The sequence below is a fragment of the Ruegeria sp. genome (assembly GCF_028066395.1).
Classification (GTDB): domain Bacteria; phylum Pseudomonadota; class Alphaproteobacteria; order Rhodobacterales; family Rhodobacteraceae; genus Ruegeria.
Genome location: NZ_JALCBM010000024.1, coordinates 18,145 through 38,372, shown reverse-complemented (window position 1 = coordinate 38,372; position 20,228 = coordinate 18,145). Strand labels below are relative to the sequence as shown.

Below are 20,228 nucleotides of genomic sequence, written 5' to 3'. Positions count from 1 at the left end.
CGACGGTCCTATGGTGGGGAAGCTGGCGCATGAGGGGGTATTATGCGCCAGCTTTTCTCGTTACGCCGCCTTGGCTTCGGGATCGAAGCGACCGTAGAAGCTTTGGCCCTTTTCAGCCATGTCGCGCAGCAGCGGCGGGCAGGTGAAACGTTCGCCATAAGCTTCGGCCAATTGGTCACAGCGTTCGGCGGCATAGGGCGTGCCGATGATGTCCAACCAGCTGAGCGGGCCACCGGACCACGGCGCAAAGCCCCAGCCCAGAATGGCGCCGACATCGCCTTCGCGGATGTCTTCCAGCACGCCTTCTTCCAGCGCGCGGACCGCTTCCAGAACCTGTGCGAACATCAGGCGTTCCTGCACCTCGATCAGATCGGGCTGATCCTCGGCCAGCGGGTATTTCTCGGCCAGTCCTTTCCAGTATTCGACGCGCTTGCCCTTGTCGTCGTAGTCGAAGAACCCGGCATTGGCCTTTCGGCCCAGACGACCCTGTTCCTCCATCCAGAAGATCAGATCGTCCGAGGGGCTTTCGGGATAAGCATTCCCCATCGCCGCTTTGGTCGCCCGCGCGATTTTGGCACCCAGATCAATCGAGGTCTCATCGGTCAGTTGGATCGGCCCGACGGGGAAGCCCAACTGTCGCGCGGCATTGTCGATCAGAACCGGGCTGATACCCTCGGCAATCATCCGCACGCCTTCGTTGATATACGGGATAATGCAACGGTTGGCGTAGAAGAACCGCGCGTCATTGACCACGATGGGCGTCTTGCGGATCTGACGGACATAGTCCAGCGCCTTGGCCACCGCGCGATCACCGGTTTCCTTGCCCTTGATGATCTCGACCAGGAACATCTTCTCAACCGGTGAGAAGAAGTGAATGCCGATAAACTGCTCGGGCCGCACGCTGGCCTTCGCCAGATCACTGATCGGCAGGGTCGAGGTGTTCGAGGCAAAGATGCAATCCTCAGGGATGAGCGCCTCGACCTTTTTGGTCATCTCGGCCTTGACGCCGGGGTCTTCAAAGACGGCCTCGATGATCAGATCGCAGCCTTTCAGAGCGTCCAGATCAGGCGTCGCAGTAATGCGCGCCAGCATGGCATCCTTCTTTTCCGGCGTGGATTTGCCGCGCTTGATGCCCTTGTCCAGATAGGCCTCGGTATAGGCTTTGCCCTTGTCGGCGGCCTCCTGATCGCGGTCGATCAGCACAACCTCCATTCCGGCCTGCGCGCTGACCAGCGCGATGCCCGCGCCCATCATGCCCGCACCCAGCACACCGATCTTCTTGACCGATTGATCCGGCACACCTGCGGGGCGCACAGCGCCTTTCTCCAGCGCTTCCTTGTTCAGGAACAGCGACCGGATCATCGCACCAGAGGAGGGGTTCATCAGCACGGATGTAAACCAGCGCGCCTCGATCTTCAGCGCGGTGTCGAAATCGACCAGAGCCCCCTCGTAAACCGCGCTCAGCAGCGCTTTGGCCGCAGGGAACGCGCCTTGGGTCTTGCCGTTCACCATCGCCGAGGCTCCGACGAAGTTCATGAAGCCTGCGGGGTGGTAGGGCGCGCCGCCGGGCATCTTATAGCCCTTGGCATCCCACGGCTTGACCAGATCGGCATCCTTGGCGTTCAGCACCCAGTCCTTGGCGGCAGCCACAGGATCGGCGGCGATCTCATCAATGTAACCCGCGCCCTTGGCCTTTTTGACGTCCAGCATCTTGCCTTCCAGCAGCAGCGGAGCCGCCGCAATCGCGCCGACCTTGCGCACCATCCGCGTGGTGCCGCCCGCGCCGGGGAAGATGCCGACCATGATCTCGGGCAGGCCATATTTCGCTTTGGGGTTCTCGGCCGCGAAGATGCGGTGCGTGGACAACGGCAGTTCCATACCGATCCCGGCGGCGGTGCCGGGCAGGGCGGTGGCGATCGGCTTGCCGCCCTTCTTGGTCTTGGGGTCCATCCCCGCCATCTCGATCTTGCGCAGCAGGGCGTGCATCTGCATCGTGCCCTCGAACAGGCCCTTGGCCGGGTTGTCGCCCGCCTGTTCCTTCATCACCGCCAGCAGGTTCAGGTCCATGCCACCGGCAAACGAGCCTTCCTTGCCGCTGGTCAGAACGATCCCCTTGACCTCATCATCCGCCAGCGCCTGATCGATCAGATCGCTCAGCAGCGCCAGCCCGTCAAAGGACATCACGTTCATGGTTTTCCCGGGCACGTCCCAGGTGATCAGCGCGACGCCGTCCGCGTCTTTTGTCAGAGTGAAATCAGTCATCGTCATCTCCAATCTGGTCAGCCGTCAGCGGGCTGCCATCCTTGCGGGTGAAGCGAAAGCCATCGGCATCAAACTTCACCATCATGTCTATGTCGCTGTAATAGCCGGTCTCGGTCGGGGTCCGCGTGCCCACCACCAAAAAGGTCGCGGGCGCATCGGTGTTGTTCACAAGGTGATGGCCATTGGCCTCACCTGCGGGCCAGGCAGCACAGTCACCGGGCAGCATCTCATGCTCGCCTTCATCGTCGATCAGCGTGCAAGTGCCGCTGAGGATGATGGCGAACTCGTCCTGCTCCATATGGTAGTGACGCAGTGACGACAGCCCACCCGGTTCCAGCCGAACGATGTTAACGCCGTACTGGGTCAACCCGCCCGCATCGCCAACACCTTGGACAAAGCGGCCATCGCCAGCGCGGGCCAGCTTGCCCGGATAGCCCGAGCCGCTCCGAATGGGGATTTGTGAAAGGTCCAGCTTGGGCATCAGACGCGCTCGATAATCGTTGCCGCACCCATGCCGGATGCAATGCAGAGCGTTGCCAGACCGGTTTCCTTGTCCTGCCGCTCCAACTCGTCCAGCAGGGTACCGATGATCATCGCTCCGGTCGCGCCCAGCGGGTGGCCCATCGCGATGGAACCGCCGTTGACGTTGACCAGCGCGGGGTCGACGTCGAACGCCTGCTGGAACCGCAGCACGACCGAGGCAAAGGCTTCGTTCACCTCAAACAGGTCCAGATCGCTGATCTTCATGCCGTTGTCGGCGAGGATTTTCTCGGTCACCGGAACCGGACCGGTCAACATGATGGTCGGATCGGTGCCGATCTTGGCGGTCGCCTTGATGCGGGCGCGGGGCTTCAGCCCATACTTCTCACCGAATTCCTTGTTGCCGATCAGCACAGCCGCCGCACCGTCCACGATGCCCGAGCTGTTGCCCGCGTGGTGGATGTGATTAACGCGCTCAAGGTGCGGGTATTTCAGCATCGCCACCTTGTCGAAACCGGGCATCTGCTCACCCATCATCTGGAAGGAGGGGTTCAGCGCGCCAAGCGACTGCATATCGGTGCCCGGGCGCATGTATTCGTCGCGGTCCAGAATGGTCAATCCGTTCTGATCCTTGACCGAGATCACCGATTTCTCGAACCGGTTCTCTTCCCACGCCTTGGCGGCCCGTTTCTGAGATTCAACCGCCAGCGCGTCGGCGTCGTCTCGGCTGAACCCGTACTCGGTGGCAATGATGTCTGCCGAGATCCCCTGCGGCACGAAATAGGTCTCCATCGCGAGGCTGGGATCAACGGCAATCGCCGCGCCGTCGCTGCCCATAGGTACGCGACCCATCATCTCGACCCCACCGGCGATATACGCCTCACCTGCGCCGCCCCTGACCTGATTGGCCGCAAGGTTCACGGCCTCCATGCCCGAGGCGCAGAACCGGTTGATCGCCAAGCCGGGGATCGACTGGTCCAGATCGGATGCCAGAACCGCCGAGCGCGCCAGACAGCCGCCCTGTTCCATCACCTGCGTGACGTTGCCCCAGATCACATCCTCGACGGCGTGGCCTTCCAGATTGTTCCGCTCTTTCATCGCGTTCAGGGTCAGCGCGGACAGGCGCACCGAGGTCACCTCGTGCAGGCTGCCATCCTTGCGACCCTTGCCGCGCGGGGTGCGCAGGGCGTCATAGATATAGGCTTCGGTCATGGGTCTTCTCCTCAAGCTCGATCCGACGGGTTGCCGGGCATCAGGTCATAGGGGTGTTTCCAGCCGGGCTGTTCGCTGAGGCGCGTCAGCCAGGCGTCAATATGGGGCCAGTCGGCACGATCAAAGCCGAATGGTTCGGGGTAATAAAGGTAGCCGCAGCAGCTGAGATCGGCATTGGTCACGCCGTTACCCACGATCCAGTCGCGACCGTCCAGATGAGTGTTCAGGATGTCATAGGCGGCCTTCAGGCGGCCCTGATTAAAGGCGATCACATCCGGGTTGCGGTGTTCTTCGGGCAAGAAGTTCATCAGAAACCGCGTCATGCCAGCCGTTGAACTGAGCTTGTGGTTGTCCCACAGCACCCAGCGGAAAATCTCGTAATTTTCGTCGCGGTCCTTGCCGCCGAACTTGCCGGATTTCTCGGTTACATAGGCCTGAATGGCCCCGGACTGGCTGGTGCGAAAATCGCCATCGACCAGAACCGGCGCCTCACCCAGTTCGTTGACCGTGGCGCGGTATTTCGGGGTGCGGGTGACGCCCTTGAAGAAATCGACAAAGACCGGTTCCCACTCCAGCCCGGACATCTCCAGCGCCAGCGCGGCTTTGTAGGAGTTTCCGCTCTCTCCGAAACAGTGCAGCTTGATGGTCATGCGATCACCCCTCCCGTGGTGTGCGTGGTTAGGTCGGAATTGAGTATTTGTGAAAAGATGAAGTTGATGTCGTAACCTTCAATTAACTTTCTTCTGTTTTGATGGCTTTGCGGTACAGGCTGGAGAGCTGATGACCGTAAAAGGTGAAGTCGCTCCTGTCCTGACGGCAATTGCCCGATGGCAGGGGCGCATCTCGTCTTCATCTTTTCAAAAATACTCCCGCCGGAGGCATCCAACCGCGACGCCCGCGCTGGCTGCCGAGTTCTGCTCAACCCTCACCGCTTGCGCGCCTCAAGCTCAGAATTGAAGATGCGCAGGCGATGGATCAGGTTCTCCTCATTGATCACGCTGTTGAAGTTTTCGAACAGAAAGGAAAGCGCTTCGCCTTCGTCCAAACCAGCCTCGCGGGCGAAACCGCGCAGTTTGCGGTAGCCGTCTTCGGTCATGGCGACCGGGAAGCGGCGGGTCAGGCGAAAGCGTTTTGGCATGCGATGTCCTTTCAAGGGGCCGGGCAGAGTTGCCCGAACCCAAAGTGAGTTTAGAAATTCGCTGCATCCAGTGCCATCACCGTGTCCGCGCCGGTTTGGATGCGCGCCAGATGCATGCCGGTGGCGGGCAGGCGGCGGGCCATGTAGAAACGGCCGGTATTGATCTTGGTCTCGTAGAAGTCCTTGTCCGAGGCCCCTCCGTCCAGCGCCTCTTGCGCGGCTTTGGCCATCTGCGCCCACATCAGGCCCAGGCAGACATGGCCGAACATGTGCATGAAGTCATAAGAGCCGGACAGCGCGTTGTTGGGATTTTTCATGCCTTCCTGCATGAAATACATGCCTGCGGCCTGCAGATCCTTGGACGCTGCTTTCAGCGGTTCAATGAAGGCCTTGTCATAGGCTTCATCCTTACCGCCGTTTTCCTTACAGAAGGATTTAACCATCTCGAAGAAGGCCATGACGTGTTTGCCGCCATCCTGCGCCAGTTTACGGCCCACAAGGTCCAACGCCTGAACGCCGTTGGCGCCTTCGTAGATCATCGCGATACGGGCGTCGCGGGTGTATTGCGACATGCCCCATTCCTCGATGTAGCCGTGGCCGCCATAGACCTGCTGCGCCTGAACGGTCATGTCATAGCCCTGATCGGTCAGGAAGCCCTTGATGACCGGGGTCAACAGCGAGATCAGACCATCCGCGTCATTATCACCCGCGCGATGCGCCTTGTCGATCATGGTCGCGCCCCACAGGATGAAGGCCCGTGCGCCCTCGGTGAAGCTTTTCTGATCCATCAGGTTCCGGCGAATATCCGGATGCACGATCAGCGGATCGGCGGGTCCGTCCGGGTTTTTCACACCGGTCACGTCGCGGCCCTGCAGGCGGTCCTTGGCGTATTCCAGAGCGTTCTGGAACGCGGCCTCGGCCTGTGCCAGGCCCTGCATCCCCACACCCAAACGCGCTTCGTTCATCATGGTGAACATGGCGCGCATGCCTTTGTGTTCTTCACCCAGCAGCCAGCCGGTGGCCTCGTCATAGTTCATGACGCAGGTCGAGTTGCCGTGGATGCCCATCTTCTCTTCGATCTTGCCGACCGACACGCCGTTGCGCTCACCCAGCGAGCCGTCCTCGTTGACGATAAACTTGGGCACGATGAACAGTGACACGCCCTTGATGCCTTCAGGGCCGCCGGGGATTTTGGCCAGCACCAGATGGATGATGTTGTCGGCCATGTCGTGATCGCCGGACGAGATGAAAATCTTCTGGCCCGAGATCTTGTAGCTGCCATCACCCTGCGGTTCTGCTTTGGTGCGCATCAGGCCCAGATCGGTGCCGCAATGGGGCTCGGTCAGGTTCATGGTGCCGGTCCATTCGCAGCTGACCATGTTGGGCAGGTACGTGTTCTTCTGCGCGTCGGTCCCATGCGCCAGAATGGCCGAGGCCGCGCCGTGGGTCAGGCCCTGATACATCACAAAGGCCTGATTTGCCGCGGAAAACATCTCACCCACCGCGGTGCCCAGCACATAGGGCATGTTCTGGCCGCCATATTCCTCGGGCATGTCGAGGCCGGTCCAGCCGCCTTCTTTCATCTGCTCGAACGCGTCCTTGAAGCCGGTGGGGGTATAGACCACACCGTTTTCCAGACGGCAGCCTTCGGTATCACCCACCACGTTCAGCGGGTGCAGGACATTGGTGGCAACCTTGCCTGCCTCATCCAGAACCGCGCCGGTAAATTCGGGCTCAAGTTCGCTATATCCCGGAACATCCCAGGTCGAGATGTTCAGGACGTCGTGCAGAATGAACTGTGTGTCTTTGGTCGGCGCGTTGTAGACGGGCATGTGAAGCTCCCTTAATTCAGATGTCCGGGTGGCAGGGCTTATTCAGCCGCTTTCTTTTCCTGTTTCATCGAGGCGATGACCTTTTCGCCCCAGCGCAACTGCTCTTTCAGATCGTCGATGGCCTGGGTCAGCTCTTCGCGGCGTGATTCCATGTCGGCCAGACGTTCGCACGCAATCTCATAGGTGCGGGTCATCTGGGTCACCTGCTGGTCGCCCACATGGTAAAGGTCCAGAAGCTGGCGGATTTCCTCAAGGCTGAAGCCAAAGCGCTTGCCGCGCAGGATCAGCTTCAGGCGCGCGCGGTCGCGTTTGGTGAACAGACGCTTCTGGCCTTCGCGGATCGGGAACAAAAGCTCCTTGGCCTCGTAGAACCGCAAGGTGCGCGGCGTGACGTCATATGTCTCGCACATATCGCGGATGGTCATCAGGTCTTCGGTCATGTTTCAAACTCTCATCACTGGCGTCGTTCGGGTTGAGTTGCGCAGTCGATGGACGTTTTACAACACATGAATGACGTTTACGTAATGCGGACGCTGCGTCACAATTAAGTTGACGTAACATCCGAACACGTAAATCACGCGGGGCGCAATTTTCTTACCCTGCGTCAAGGGTGGGGAGGGTCTATTTCAGCAAACCAACCGTCTGGTCACGCAGCTGTTGCAGGGCGTCCATCGCCTCGTCCAACTGCTGGCGTTGCTGGCGCAGTTCCTCCATCTGGCGGTCGGCCATTTCGATGAACGCGGCCATTTGCGCCTGATCGCCCTGATCTTCGTAAATCAGCAGCCATTGGCGGATTTCTTCCAGCGCAAAGCCGAACTTGCGGCCCCGCAGGATCAGTTTCATCCGGGCAACCTCGCGCGGGCCATAAAACCGGGACCGACCTTCGCGGTCGGGTTGCAGCAGTTCGATATACTCGTAATACCGCAGCGTGCGCGGGGTCACGTCGAACTCGGCGCACATCTCTTTGAATGACAAACGGTTGCCGGACATTCCTGATCTCCTTGGGCTGCAACCTAGGGCGTCGTGGGGTCAAGCGCAACAGGCGGGCTTGCCCTTTGCCCGGGCGCGGGCGCATATAGGGGCAGGCACAAGGACAGGACCCAACCCAATGGTCGACAAGACAGTTTTAGCCCGCCAGTTCATCGAGGCCATTCCACACGCCAAGGCGCTGGGGCTGGAGCTGACCCATATCGGCGAGGGCGAGGCCGAGATTTCGATGCCCTACAATGAGCAACTGATTGGTGATCCCAGAACCGGGGTGATCCATGGCGGCGCGGTTTCGGCCATGCTGGACACCTGTTGCGGTGCTGCGGTCATGAGCCACCCTTCGGCACCCGGCGGCACCGCGACCATCGACCTGCGCATCGACTATATGCGCGCGGCGACCCCGGGTCAGAGCATCCACACTCGCGCCACCTGCTATCACATCACCCGCAACGTGGCTTTTGTGCGGGCTACTGCCACGGATGAGGACACGGATCGCCCCGTCGCCACCGCATCCGGTGCGTTTACGGTGGAGGGCGCATAGATGGCACGTCCTCGTCCTGAACCCATGCAGGTGGTCAAGCAACGCCGCGATGCGGCCCTGACGGCTCTGGTCGAAGGGGTGCCCTATATCCGGTTCCTGAACATCCATTTCGACCGCCGCGGCGATGAACTGACCGGCGTGCTGAATTTTGACGAAAAGCTGATCGGCAACCCGTTCCTGCCCGCCCTTCATGGCGGCGTCACGGCGGCCTTCTTAGAGGTTACCGCTGTGATCACCCTGAGTTGGGAACACCTGTTCCCCCGCATCGAAAGCGGAGAGATCGGGGCCGAGGATATCCTGACCGACGAAAACATCCGCTTTCCCAAGACCATCGACTTTACCGTCGACTATCTGCGCTCGGGCCTGCCGCGTGACGCCTATGCGCGGGCGTTCATCAACCGCGCCGGGCGGCGCTACGCCTCGGTCCGGGTTGAGGCGTGGCAGGACAATCACGCCCGGCTGTTCGCGCAGGGCACCGGGCATTTCCTGATGCCGCAGGCGCGCGCAGGCCAGAGCTGATCATGCCGCCCGAGGCCGCGCCCATCACCCACCGGCGCGTGCTGAAAATCGCGCTGCCGATTGTGCTGTCCAACGCGACCGTGCCCATTCTGGGTCTGGTCGATACCGGTGTTGTCGGTCAGATGGGGCAGGCGGCCCCGATCGGGGCGGTCGGCATGGGCGCGGTGATCTTGACCGCTATTTACTGGATTTTCGGCTTCCTGCGCATGGGCACAACCGGCCTCGTGGCGCAGGCGCGCGGGGCCGGAGATACGGCCGAGACCGGGGCGCTGCTGATGCGCGGCCTGCTGCTGGGCGGCACTGCCGGGCTGATCTTCATCATCGCGCAGGTCGGCCTGTTCTGGGGTGCCTTCGCCCTGTCCCCCGCCAGCCCCGAGGTCGAGGCGCTGACGCGGGACTATTTACAGATACGCATCTGGGGCGCCCCCGCGACGATCGCGCTTTATGCCATAACCGGCTGGCTGATCGCCATCGAGCGGACACGTGGCATATTCCTTCTGCAAATCTGGATGAACGGGCTGAATATCCTGCTGGATCTGTGGTTTGTGCTGGGGTTGGGCTGGGGCGTCGAAGGGGTCGCCATCGCCACCTTGATCGCCGAATGGTCCGGTCTGGCGCTGGGCCTCTGGCTGTGCCGCGCGGCGTTTACCGGGAACCAGTGGCGCGATTGGCCGCGCATCTTTGACGGAGCCCGTCTGCGCCGTATGATGCAGGTCAATGGCGATATCATGGTGCGGTCCGTTCTGCTGACCGGGGCGTTCACCACCTTCCTGTTCGTGGGCTCGGACCTAGGGGACGTGAATCTGGCGGCCAATCAGGTGCTGGTGCAGTTTCTGGAAATCACCGCCTCGGCCTTGGACGGCATCGCCTTTTCCGCCGAGGCGCTGGTGGGCGGCGCTGTCGGCGCAGGCAACCGGGAGCGCGTGCGGCGTGCTTCGGTGATCACCATGCAATGGGGCGTCGGCGGCGCGCTGGTGTTGGGGTTGGTTTTTTTCTTGGCCGGACCCGCGCTGATCGACGTGATGACAACCTCGCCCGAGGTCCGTGCGGCGGCGCGCGACTTCCTGTTCTGGGCGGCGCTCGCACCCGTCATCGGGGTGGCCAGCTGGATGTTCGACGGTATCTACATCGGTGCCACCTGGACACGCGCCATGCGCAACGCGATGATCCAGTCGGTCGCGATCTATGTGGTGGCGCTGTTCCTGCTGGTTCCGGCCTTCGGCAATCACGGTCTCTGGGCGGCGCTGATGGTCTTGAACATCGCTCGCGCCCTGACCATGGGCTGGCGCTATCCAAGGCTTGAGGCGCAGGTGGCCTAGAGGAGGTTCAGCAGCTTCTCGGGCGGGCGTCCGATGGCGGTCTTGTCGCCTGCGATGGCCAGCGGGCGCTCGATCAGGATCGGATGTTCCGCCATGGCCTTGATCAATGCATCCTCGGGCGAGGTCTCGGTCAGCCCAAGCTCTTTGAACTGCTTTTCACCGGTACGCATCATGTCGATCGCCGATCCGCCCAACAGCGCCAGCGCCGCGCGCAATTCGTCCGCCGAGGGCGCATCGTCCAGATATTTGCGCACTTGAACCTCGGCCCCGTTTTCCTCCAGCAAGGCCAGACCTGCGCGGGATTTGGAACAGCGGGGGTTGTGCCAGTATTCGATCATAGCCAGTCCTCTCGTTTGCTGCCCACGGCCTGCGTTACGGTCTCAAACCCGTCCCGTGCCAGCAGACCATCCAGACCCTGCGCGATCTCGGCGGCCAGCGACAGGCCACCATAAACCATCGCGGTATAGAACTGCACCGCAGAAGCTCCGGCGCAAATCTTCGCATAGGCCTGTTCGGCGGTGCTGATGCCGCCGACACCAATCAAAGGCACCTTACCGTCTAGCAACTGGCTCAACTGTGCCAGCACGCGGGTGGATTTTTCAAACAAAGGCGCGCCGGACAACCCGCCCGCCTGATCCCGATGCGAGCTTTGCAGCCCGTCCCGCGACAGGGTGGTGTTGGTGGCAATCACTGCGTCCACGCCGGTTTCCACGGCAACCTCGGCGATGTCCTGCAACTCGGTCTCGGTCAGATCGGGTGCGATTTTCAGGAACACCGGCAGCGGACGCGGCAGCGCGTCGCGCGTTTCGATCACACCGGCCAGCAGAGCCCCCAGCGCGGCCTTGCCCTGCAGATCGCGCAGTTTCTCGGTATTGGGCGAGGACACATTGACCGTGGCGAAATCCAGATGCGCGGCGCAATGGGCCAGCACCTTGGCGAAATCGCCGGGCCGGTCGTTGCTGTCCTTGTTGGCGCCCAGATTCAGCCCGATCACCGCATCCTTGGGGCGGTTGGCCAGACGCGCCGCCATGACCTCCATCCCTTCATTGTTGAAGCCAAAGCGGTTGATGGCGGCGCGGTCCTCGGTCAGGCGAAACAGGCGCGGCTTGGGGTTGCCCGGCTGCGGGCGCGGTGTCACTGCGCCGACCTCAATGATCCCGAAGCCCGCGCGGGACAGGGGGCCGAGAACCTCGCCGTTCTTGTCAAACCCTGCGGCCAGCCCCACCGGGTTGGGCAGGTCCAGCCCGGCAACCCGGGTTTTCAACCGAGCCGAGGTCACCGGCCCCGGCGCAGGCGCAAGCCCCGCCTTCAGCGCCTTTATCGACAACCCATGGGCGGTTTCGGGGTCCAGTTTGTGCAGGGCGGCAAGGCCCAGTCTTTCGGTCAGTTTCATCCGAATGAAGCTCCGGTTGTCGCAGGCGCACAGCGGATCAGGCGCGAGGTCCTAACCGCCGCCTGCCGATGCACGACCGCCTGTTGATAGGCCGGGTCGGTGACCATTTCCAAAAACGCATGGGCCGAGGGGTAGCGGGCGATGAACACCTCATCCCATTCTTCATCCTCGGGCCCGATCAGCAGTGTCTGAAATGTTCCGCGCCACAGGATCGACGCCCCAAGGCGGGCAATGATCGGCGCAGTCTCGGCCCCGTAGTGGCCATAGGCCTCAGCCCCGCTGAGCCCGGCATTGGCCAACGCGTGACCCTCGGGGTAAGAGGCGGTGTCACGAAATCGGACGAGGTTCAGCATCTCGATCGGGTGATCGCGGTCCAGCCCCTTGAAGGCCTCGAACTGGGCGCGGTCGGGGTCGATGTGGCCGGTCATTGCATCTCTGCCGGGAAGACGTGCGCGGTGCCTTCAAAGGGCAGGGGGCGTGACCAGATCACATCCGTCATGTGTATCTGACGGTAAAGATGCGGGAACAGGGCGCCGCCGCGTGACACTTCCCATTTCAGCTCATCGCCCATCGCATCCGCCTCGCAGGCCAGCAGAACCAGCCCTTGCGCCCCGGCGAAATGTTTGGCCGCGGTTTCAGCCGCCTGTTCGGCGGTCGAGAAATGAACAAACCCATCCGACACATCAATCGGCGCGCCATCGGATGCGCCATTGGCTTGCAGGGTGGCCCATTCCTCGGCCCGGAAAATCTTGTAGATCAGCATGGCGCCGTGATGCCCCGCGCGGCAGGTAGAATCAAGCCGGATTTACCCCTTTGACTCTTTGCAATACTCGGCGCACGATCTGCGCAATCACAAATAAGGGAGTTCTACATGTTTACCCGTTTTCTCGCGTCAGCAGCCGTTCTGGGCCTGACCGCAGGCATGGCCGCGGCCGAGTACAAGCTGACGATTCTGCACACAAATGACATTCACAGCCGTATCGAATCCATCAACAAATACGATTCCACCTGCGGCGCCGAAGATGAGGCCGAAGGCAAGTGTTTTGGCGGTGTCGCGCGTCTGAAAACCATCGTGGATACCAAACGCGACGAGTTGGCCGACCAGAATGTGCTGCTGCTGGATGCGGGCGATCCGTTTCAGGGGTCGCTGTTCTACACCACCTACAAAGGCGCGGCTGAGGCTGAATTCATGGAGGCCATCGGCTATGACGTGATGGCTGTAGGCAACCACGAATTCGACGACGGCCCACAGGGTCTGGCGGATTTCATCGAAGCGGTCAGTTTTCCGGTGATTTCGGGCAATCTGGATTTGTCCTCGTCCGCCGAGTTGAAGGACAAGGTAGAAAACCATGTGGTGCTTGAGGTCGGCGGCCAGAAGATCGGCATCATCTCGGCGCTGGCGACCGATACGGTGGATACGTCGAGCCCCGGCAAGGATGTGGTGTTTCAGGATGAAATCGAAAGTCTGAAGGCTGATGTTGCGGCGTTGCAGGATGAAGGCGTGAACATCATCATCGCGCTGAACCATGTGGGTCTGGCCAAGGACCTTGAGATTGCCGAACAGGTCCCCGGGCTTGATCTGGTGGTGGGCGGCCATTCGCACACCCTGCTGTCCAACACGCAAGAGCGCGCGGCAGGTCCCTATCCGACCATGGTCGGGGATGTGCCGGTGGTTCAGGCTTATGCCTATTCGAAATTCCTGGGCGAGATCACTCTGACCTTCGATGACGACGGCAATCTGATCTCTGCCGAAGGCGAGCCGATTCTGCTGGACGCCTCGGTCACGCCGGACCCGGATGTCGCGGCGCGGGTTGCCGAAATGGGCGCCCCGATTGAAGAGATGAAGAAGCGCGTGGTTGCCAATTCGGCCGCTGCAATCGAAGGCGACCGTGCGGTTTGCCGGGTGCAGGAATGCGAGATGGGCAATCTGGTGGCCGACGCCATGCTGGCGCGTGTTGCCGATCAGGGCGCACAGCTTGCCATCGCCAATGCGGGCGGGCTGCGGGCCTCGATCGATCCGGGCGAAGTGACCATGGGCGAGGTGCTGACGGTTCTGCCGTTCCAGAACACGCTGTCGACCTTCGAGATCAGCGGTCAAGGCGTCATTGACGCGCTGGAAAACGGTGTCAGCCAGGTGGAAGAGGTCAAGGGCCGCTTCCCGCAGGTTGCCGGCATGACCTTTGTCTGGGACCCGTCCGTGGCCCCGAACGAAGGCCGCATCACCGAGGTCATGGTGGCCGAGGGTGACGGTTTCGTGCCAATCGATCCGGCGGCAACCTATCTGGTGGTGACCAACAACTATGTCCGCAATGGCGGCGATGGTTACAAGATGTTCGAAGGCGATGACAAGAACGCCTATGATTTCGGCCCCGACCTGGCGGATGTGACGGCAGAGTATCTGGCCGAGAACGCACCGTATCAGCCCTATCTGGACGGGCGGATCAAGCAGAAATAAGCTGCTGCACCTGACAAGAAAGGCCGCCCCGTCCGGGCGGCCTTTTTCGTTGTTTGGTTTTGTCGGCGTGGTCTCAGCTGAAATCGTATTCCGGCCACAGTTGCGGATCGATCCCGTCCAGCATCGGCTGAATCTGATCCGCCACCTTGCGCCAGCCGCCAATGGATTTGGTCGAGATCTTGTTGCGCACCTGATCGATACTCGCCGTGCGCACCTGTTTGGTGTTTTCCTCCGGGTGCATCATCTGTTCATGCCAGGTGATGCCGCAGAACTCAGCGACCTTGCGGCTGTGGGTTTCCGGGTCGGCCACCAGATCCTCGTAAGGAACAGTCAGGATACGGTCGCCAAAGACCTGATCCCAATGCGCCATGTATGTGCGGTACATATTGGCCGAATGCGCGATGGACGACAGGTTCGAGGCATAGCGCATACCCGGCGCGGGGAAGCGTCTGATCCATTTCGACAAACCAACATCGCGCGGATCGCGCAGCATGTTGATGATTTTGGCGTTGGGGAAGGCGGCCAGCAAGAACCCGACCCGCTGATAGTTATGCGGCATCTTGTCCACAAAGGCGGTCGAGCCGTCGGGGATCGGTGGCATCAGTTTCCTGAACTCTTCGGCGAACGCCCGGGCGGCATCGGTGTCGAAGGCGTTGCCGTCCTCGACCAGTTGCTGTGACAGGTCCGCGCCCAGCGTCAGCTCTCCGCACCCGGCAATGTCGGGGGCCGAGCTGAGCATCATCTCCATCAACGTCGTGCCGGAACGCGGCTGGCCGATTACGAAGATCGGCACCGGCCCTTCGACATGGCCTGACGAGACATTTGCAGCCGCAGCCGGGAACATGTCGCAAATCTGGCGCTGCTTTTTCTCTTCCACCGCAAAATCATAGGGGTTGGTGTCATGTTGCGCTGCGTTGGCGATGGCAAATTGCGGCAGGGCCGCCTCCAACCCGTCGCGTTTCGAGATCAGGTGCGCCTGGGCGAATTCCAGAACGGAATTTGTATGCTCGCTTTCAAAGATCGCCTGTTCGGTGGCGTCGAACAACTCATCCACCTGATCTTTCGAGGCTATGCTGGCCAGTTGAAGCAATGTCGTGGCGTGCAGGGGCTCTTGCGTCCGAATATCCTGCAGAATACCTGCGCTGCCCTCTTTATCGCCCGCCTGATGCAGATCGACAGCCCTCTGAAACGCAATGCTGATGTCCTCGGGCGCAATCTCATAAGCGCGTGTGATATCGCGGCTGCTGTGTTCCACAAAGCCGATCTTGCCATAGGCGCGTGCGCGAGTTGACAGTAGCTTGGCATTGTCGGGATCGCTTTGCAGCCTCTGCGAGGCGTGATCGATGATCAGACGCCAGTTCTGACCCTTCAACTGGATTTCATCGATGACACGGACCAGTTCCTTGTTGTTGGGAAACTGCTCCAGCTTCTGTTCCGCATAGGTCAGCGCGCGCGGGATCTGGCCGGTTTGCATCAGGGCATTGGCCAGGTTTTCCACGAATTGCGGATCATCCGGCTTCATCCGCGCAGCCTCGATGAAATGCGGGATCGACTGCTTGTAGCGCTTCATCTCGGTCAGCACGAAACCGGCAATGGCGTGATAGTCGGAATCCTTGGGGAATTTCTTGACCCCCAACTGGGCTTTCTTCAACGCCTGTGGCAGTTTGCCCGCATCCAGATCGCCCAGAGCTTTGCTTTTGAGGGAATTCGCTGTTTGTTGTGCCATATGCCCGCGTGGAACCCTGTGCCTGTGTGAAACAATTATTGAAAGTTCATTACCGATGTGCGGACGGTTTGCAATAACTCTTCCAAACGATGCGATGGCGCAGCTGTTTGCTGCGCAACCGGCCAATGACACGCCTCAGACACCGAACTACAATGTCTGCCCGACCAATCAGGTGCATGTGGTGCGCAGCGATGAGGGCGGGCGCAAGCTGGGCGCGCTGCGTTGGGGGTTCCTGCCGCATTGGTACAAGGCCGAAAATGCCGGACCGCTGCTGATCAACGCACGGGCCGAGACGATTGCGGAAAAACCCGCTTTTCGCGCGGCCTGCCGGGAACGCCGCTGCCTGATTGCCGCGACCGGGTTTTACGAATGGACCAAGACCGAAGACGGGCAACGCCAGCCCTGGTACATCCAGCGCCGTGATGGCGCACCTATCGCCTTCGCAGGTGTCTGGCAGGATTGGGGGCCTGAAGAGGCGCGGCAGGGCACCTGCGCGATCGTGACCACGGCTGCGAACCAATCGCTCAGCGTGATCCATCATCGCATGCCGCTGATCCTGAACCCTGACGACTGGCCACTGTGGCTGGGCGAGGCGGGCAAAGGTGCGGCACGACTGATGAAACCGGGTCCTGAGGATATGCTGGAATTTCACCGCGTCGGTCGGGCCGTGAACTCCAACCGCGCCAGCGGGCCCGAACTGATCGAAGCGGTGTCACAGGGCTGAGCGGCGTCTTTCCTTTCCACTGCATGCGGGTTAATCCACCGATATGGTTCTGAAATTCTCCAGCTTGCCGCAGCTTTACGAGCATCCGTTCGACACCGTCATCGATGTCCGCAGCCCAGCGGAACATGCCGAGGATCACTTGCCCGGCGCCATCAACCTGCCGGTTCTGGACAATGAGGAACGGGCGCGGGTTGGCACGATCTATGTCCAGCAAAGCCCGTTTCTGGCCCGTAAACTGGGCGCGGCGCTGGTGTTTCGCAATGCCGCCAACCACATCGAAACCCATCTCAGCCATCATGAGGGCAACTGGCGGCCACTGGTCTATTGCTGGCGGGGTGGGCAGAGATCGGGTTCGTTCACCTGGATGTTGCAGCAGATCGGCTGGCGGGCCGAGGTGGTCGAGGGCGGTTATCGAACTTACCGCCGTCTGGTGAACCGATATCTATATGATGATCCGCTGCCGCATCGTCTGGTGGCGCTGGACGGGTATACCGGCACGGCCAAGACGGATCTTTTGGCGCTGTTGCAGGCGCGCGGAGTGCAGGTGCTGGATCTTGAGGGGCTGGCGAACCATCGCGGGTCATTGCTGGGCGAAATGCCGGGCGGCCAGCCCAGTCAGAAAGCCTTCGAATCCGCTCTGGCCGCTGCTTTATGCCGTCTGGACCCGGCCCGTCCGGTGGTGGTCGAGGCGGAATCGTCCAAGATCGGATCGCTGATCCTGCCGCCCAGCCTCTGGTCGGCCCTGCGCGCGGCGCCGCGCATCACAATCGCTGCCCCGATCAAGGCGCGCGCGGCCTATCTGGTTTCGGCCTATGACGACATCCTGTCCGACACCGAGCGGCTGCGGGATCGGCTGTCACCATTGCGTTTGCATCGCGGGCATGAGGTGGTCGAGGGTTGGTTGGCGCTGATCGATGCGGGCGACAAGCGCGCGTTGACGCAGGCTTTGATGGAGCAGCATTACGACCCGGCCTACACCAAATCCCGCCGGGCACAGAATGTAGAAGTGATTGCGCAGATCCAAGCCGTGACATTGGATGCTGCGAGACTGTCGGATGTCGCCACGCAGGTTGAACAGGTCTTGGATCAGCTTTGAAGCCGCAACCCGGGCGCTTCGGTCAGGTGCCCGATCACAACTGCCTTGTAGCCCGCCTGTTGCAGGTCCAAGCACAATCTATCGGCCTGATCAGCCGCGACTGCGGCCAGCAATCCGCCCGCGGTCTGCGGATCAAACAGCAGGTCGGCTTTGCCACCCTCGGGCAGTTCCGGAGCGGTGGAACGATTTTCGTCGAAAATCGTTGACCGCACGCCTTGGGCGCTCAACTCCAATGCGCCGGTCATTACTGGGATTGCATCCAGATCAATTTCCGCGCCGCAATCTGAAGCCTCGCACAGGCCATTCAGATGTCCTGCCAGACCAAAGCCGGTCACGTCTGTCATCGCATGCGCGCCCGCCAGAAGACGCGCGGCCGCACTTTGGGGCTGCGTCATGAGGGATAGAGCCTCGGCGATCCACGCCCCCTTTGCCTGACCGGCCATTTCGGCGGCCATCAGGACACCGCTGCCCAGCGGTTTGGTCAGGATCAGCGCGTCCCCTGCCTGACCGTCGGACAGGGTGATGGGGTCACCGTCGCAGAGGCCCGTCAGGGTAAAGCCGATGGTCATCTCATCGCCCATCGAACTGTGGCCGCCGACGATCTCGGCCCCGGCCTGTCGCATGACATCCTGCGCGGTGGTCATGATTTCGGCCATGGTGCGGTGCTGCAATTCAGCGGACATGCGGGGCAGGATGATTGTGGCTGTGGCGGCTTGCGGTGCGGCACCCATCGCCCAGATGTCGCCCAACGCATGCACGGCCGCGATGCGGGTCATCTGGACGTGGTCCAGCGTGAAACTGCGCAGGTGGTCCGAGGTCATGACCTGCCGCGCCCCACCTGTATGCAGCAGCGCCGCATCGTCGCCGGGCAGAGGGGTCACGTCCGCGCGTTCGGGTGGCGGCAGGTCGCGCAGCGCAGCCCGCAGGGCTCCACGCCCGACCTTGGCCCCGCAGCCGCCGCACATGGGTTTGTCCCCCAGTGCCTCGGCCAGACCAGCGGCGTGGTGGCGGGGCAGGGCGGGCGCTGGCATTTGTGGCAGGTCGCGGAACTTGTTCATGAATGTCTGGTCGATGTGGTTTTTCCATTGCCACATCAAAGGGCCGCTGAACGAGGTTCCCAACCGCTCGGCCAGCGCCGATTTCCCACCCAGAGAGATCAGCTTCAGATAGTCCTTTTGGGGCTTGTACCGCCGCATCCGGCCCGCGCCCAAGGCGGCGCGCAGGTTGTCGAACAGGATCGGAGCCTCGCGCACCGCATAAACGCCCGCCTTGGGGCGCGGGTCCTCGATCAGATGCGCGCAATCCCCGGCGGCAAATATGGCCGGGTCGCTGGATTGCAGGCAACCGTTGACGCGGATGTAGCCGTCCTGCAGGTCCAGACCCGTCTTGGTCACCCAGTCATAGGCGCGTGCGCCTGCGGCACCGGTGACGAAATCGGCGGTGATCTGACGCCCATCATCCAGCGCGACATGATCGGAGGTGATCCGGGCGATGGTAGCGTTTTCGATCACCGTGATGCCAAGCGCCTGCATCGCCTGCCGGATGGTGGCAGCGGTTTTGGCCCCGGTCGCGGTCAGGGCAGAGGCGCTGTCGATCAGGGTAACCTGCGCTATGCGGCCCTTGGCGCGCAGGGCGTGGGCCATGGCCATGACCAGTTCGGCCCCCGCGACACCGCCGCCGATGACCGCGACCGCCGCCGGGCCTGCGCCGTTCAGATAGTCCCCCCAGCGGGCTGCGAACAGGCCCAGAGGCTTGGCCGGAACCGCATGATCCGCAAAACCCGGCAGGGTGGGCATGTCAGAGGTGATGCCGATATTGACCGAGGCCACATCGAACGCCACCGGCGGGCGGCCCGGTACATGAACCTCGCGCTTGTCGGTGTCGATGCCGTTCACGGCGCCCAGCACCACCCGCGCACCGGCAAAGCGCGCCAGGCGGACCAGATCGATATCCAGTTCCTCCCGCGCGTAATGGCCTGCCACGAAACCGGGCAGCATCCCGGAATAAGGCGCGGTGGGGCCGGGGTTGATGACGGTGACGCGTGCGCCGGGCAGGGGGTTCATGCCCCATTTGCGCAGCAGCAGCGCGTGGGTGTGCCCGCCGCCAATCAGAACCAGATCGCGGGTCAGGGGCAGCGGAGATATGTGCATGGCGCTCAGTTCGTGCTGTGGTCGGGGACGTCCTCGACCTGTTCGACCGCGTGGGTGGCCCAAAGCTCATCCTCGCCCGCGTCCGGCAGGTCTTCGGGCTTTTCATGGCGGTGAATGTGCCATTTGGCAATGAACAGCGCCGTGATCGGGGCGGTCAGGAACAGGAACAGGGTGATCAGCAGCTCGTGCAGGGACAGGTGCCCCTCGATCAGGACCGAATGGCAGATCGAAGCCAACAGCACGCCGCCCACGCCCAGCGTCGTTGCTTTGGTGGGCGCGTGCAGCCGTGACATCGGGTCCTTCAGCTTGATCATGCCGAACGATCCGACAAAGCCGAAGATGCCCGAAACGATCAGGAAGACGGTGATCAGCAGTTCGAATATGACTGTCATGC

21 protein-coding genes are annotated in these 20,228 nt (G+C 61.7%); 6 read left to right on the top strand and 15 right to left on the bottom strand.

Going from position 1 to position 20,228, the window contains the following annotated elements:
* Positions 1-60 precede the first annotated feature (60 nt).
* The 8 genes from MPJ51_RS09800 to MPJ51_RS09765 form a co-directional block, all read right to left on the bottom strand.
* Positions 61-2,262 carry a 3-hydroxyacyl-CoA dehydrogenase NAD-binding domain-containing protein gene (locus MPJ51_RS09800; protein ID WP_298385434.1) on the bottom strand — a complete coding sequence of 734 codons (2,202 nt, stop codon included), beginning with the start codon at positions 2,260-2,262 and terminating at the stop codon, positions 61-63.
* Positions 2,255-2,743, bottom strand: coding sequence for a cupin domain-containing protein (locus tag MPJ51_RS09795; RefSeq protein ID WP_298385431.1), 489 nt, complete (start codon positions 2,741-2,743; stop codon positions 2,255-2,257). The genes MPJ51_RS09800 and MPJ51_RS09795 overlap by 8 nt, the downstream gene beginning before the upstream one ends.
* Positions 2,743-3,954 (bottom strand): acetyl-CoA C-acetyltransferase, encoded by a 1,212-nt coding sequence (locus MPJ51_RS09790; RefSeq protein ID WP_298385428.1) that lies wholly within the window; start codon positions 3,952-3,954, stop codon positions 2,743-2,745. The genes MPJ51_RS09795 and MPJ51_RS09790 overlap by 1 nt, the downstream gene beginning before the upstream one ends.
* A gap of 11 nt (positions 3,955-3,965) precedes the next feature.
* The gene (locus tag MPJ51_RS09785) at positions 3,966-4,604 is read right to left on the bottom strand and encodes a glutathione S-transferase family protein (RefSeq protein ID WP_298385425.1); all 639 of its coding nucleotides are present in this window, start codon (positions 4,602-4,604) and stop codon (positions 3,966-3,968) included.
* Between the two features lie 275 nt (positions 4,605-4,879).
* Positions 4,880-5,092: a hypothetical protein gene (locus tag MPJ51_RS09780; protein WP_298385422.1), complete on the bottom strand. Its 213-nt coding sequence runs from the start codon at positions 5,090-5,092 to the stop codon at positions 4,880-4,882.
* A gap of 50 nt (positions 5,093-5,142) precedes the next feature.
* The gene (locus MPJ51_RS09775; RefSeq protein ID WP_298385419.1) at positions 5,143-6,924 is read right to left on the bottom strand and encodes an acyl-CoA dehydrogenase C-terminal domain-containing protein; all 1,782 of its coding nucleotides are present in this window, start codon (positions 6,922-6,924) and stop codon (positions 5,143-5,145) included.
* 38 nt (positions 6,925-6,962) lie between these two features.
* A complete protein-coding gene (locus tag MPJ51_RS09770; RefSeq protein ID WP_298385417.1) occupies positions 6,963-7,364 on the bottom strand; it encodes a MerR family DNA-binding transcriptional regulator in 402 nt (133 codons plus the stop codon).
* Positions 7,365-7,545: 181 nt separating this feature from the next.
* The gene (locus MPJ51_RS09765) at positions 7,546-7,914 is read right to left on the bottom strand and encodes a MerR family DNA-binding transcriptional regulator (RefSeq protein ID WP_298385414.1); all 369 of its coding nucleotides are present in this window, start codon (positions 7,912-7,914) and stop codon (positions 7,546-7,548) included.
* A gap of 118 nt (positions 7,915-8,032) precedes the next feature.
* Here MPJ51_RS09765 and MPJ51_RS09760 point away from each other — a divergent pair, with 118 nt between their 5' ends.
* From MPJ51_RS09760 to MPJ51_RS09750, 3 genes are read left to right on the top strand one after another with little or no spacing between them, the layout of a single operon-like run.
* Positions 8,033-8,452, top strand: a complete 420-nt coding sequence (locus MPJ51_RS09760) for a PaaI family thioesterase (protein ID WP_298385412.1) — start codon at positions 8,033-8,035, stop codon at positions 8,450-8,452.
* The gene (locus tag MPJ51_RS09755) at positions 8,453-8,971 is read left to right on the top strand and encodes a PaaI family thioesterase (RefSeq protein WP_298385409.1); all 519 of its coding nucleotides are present in this window, start codon (positions 8,453-8,455) and stop codon (positions 8,969-8,971) included.
* A 2-nt stretch (positions 8,972-8,973) separates the two neighbouring features.
* Positions 8,974-10,290: an MATE family efflux transporter gene (locus tag MPJ51_RS09750; RefSeq protein ID WP_298385407.1), complete on the top strand. Its 1,317-nt coding sequence runs from the start codon at positions 8,974-8,976 to the stop codon at positions 10,288-10,290.
* Here MPJ51_RS09750 and arsC read toward each other — a convergent pair.
* The 4 genes from arsC to MPJ51_RS09730 are packed head-to-tail and all read right to left on the bottom strand — an operon-like array spanning position 10,287 to position 12,446.
* Complete coding sequence (gene arsC, locus MPJ51_RS09745) at positions 10,287-10,628, bottom strand: arsenate reductase (glutaredoxin) (RefSeq protein WP_298385404.1); 342 nt, start codon at positions 10,626-10,628, stop codon at positions 10,287-10,289. The genes MPJ51_RS09750 and arsC overlap by 4 nt on opposite strands.
* Positions 10,625-11,683: a quinone-dependent dihydroorotate dehydrogenase gene (locus MPJ51_RS09740; RefSeq protein ID WP_298385401.1), complete on the bottom strand. Its 1,059-nt coding sequence runs from the start codon at positions 11,681-11,683 to the stop codon at positions 10,625-10,627. The genes arsC and MPJ51_RS09740 overlap by 4 nt, the downstream gene beginning before the upstream one ends.
* A complete protein-coding gene (locus MPJ51_RS09735; protein WP_298385398.1) occupies positions 11,680-12,111 on the bottom strand; it encodes a DUF1330 domain-containing protein in 432 nt (143 codons plus the stop codon). The genes MPJ51_RS09740 and MPJ51_RS09735 overlap by 4 nt, the downstream gene beginning before the upstream one ends.
* Positions 12,108-12,446 (bottom strand): DUF952 domain-containing protein, encoded by a 339-nt coding sequence (locus tag MPJ51_RS09730; protein ID WP_298385396.1) that lies wholly within the window; start codon positions 12,444-12,446, stop codon positions 12,108-12,110. The genes MPJ51_RS09735 and MPJ51_RS09730 overlap by 4 nt, the downstream gene beginning before the upstream one ends.
* A gap of 108 nt (positions 12,447-12,554) precedes the next feature.
* On the opposite strand from MPJ51_RS09730, the gene MPJ51_RS09725 reads away from it, so the two are divergent.
* Positions 12,555-14,138 carry a bifunctional metallophosphatase/5'-nucleotidase gene (locus MPJ51_RS09725; protein WP_298385394.1) on the top strand — a complete coding sequence of 528 codons (1,584 nt, stop codon included), beginning with the start codon at positions 12,555-12,557 and terminating at the stop codon, positions 14,136-14,138.
* Between the two features lie 73 nt (positions 14,139-14,211).
* Here MPJ51_RS09725 and MPJ51_RS09720 read toward each other — a convergent pair whose 3' ends face one another.
* A complete protein-coding gene (locus MPJ51_RS09720) occupies positions 14,212-15,864 on the bottom strand; it encodes a tetratricopeptide repeat-containing sulfotransferase family protein (RefSeq protein WP_298385391.1) in 1,653 nt (550 codons plus the stop codon).
* 55 nt (positions 15,865-15,919) lie between these two features.
* Here MPJ51_RS09720 and MPJ51_RS09715 point away from each other — a divergent pair, with 55 nt between their 5' ends.
* Positions 15,920-16,588, top strand: coding sequence for an SOS response-associated peptidase (locus MPJ51_RS09715; RefSeq protein ID WP_298385388.1), 669 nt, complete (start codon positions 15,920-15,922; stop codon positions 16,586-16,588).
* Positions 16,589-16,631: 43 nt separating this feature from the next.
* The gene (gene mnmH / locus MPJ51_RS09710) at positions 16,632-17,684 is read left to right on the top strand and encodes a tRNA 2-selenouridine(34) synthase MnmH (RefSeq protein ID WP_298385386.1); all 1,053 of its coding nucleotides are present in this window, start codon (positions 16,632-16,634) and stop codon (positions 17,682-17,684) included.
* Here the strand turns inward: mnmH and selD are convergent.
* Positions 17,675-19,834 (bottom strand): selenide, water dikinase SelD, encoded by a 2,160-nt coding sequence (gene selD, locus MPJ51_RS09705; RefSeq protein ID WP_298385383.1) that lies wholly within the window; start codon positions 19,832-19,834, stop codon positions 17,675-17,677. The genes mnmH and selD overlap by 10 nt on opposite strands.
* Positions 19,835-19,839: 5 nt before the next feature.
* Entirely contained in the window at positions 19,840-20,226 is a 387-nt protein-coding gene (locus MPJ51_RS09700) for a Na+/H+ antiporter subunit G (protein ID WP_298385380.1), read from the bottom strand.
* Positions 20,227-20,228: the final 2 nt, after the last annotated feature.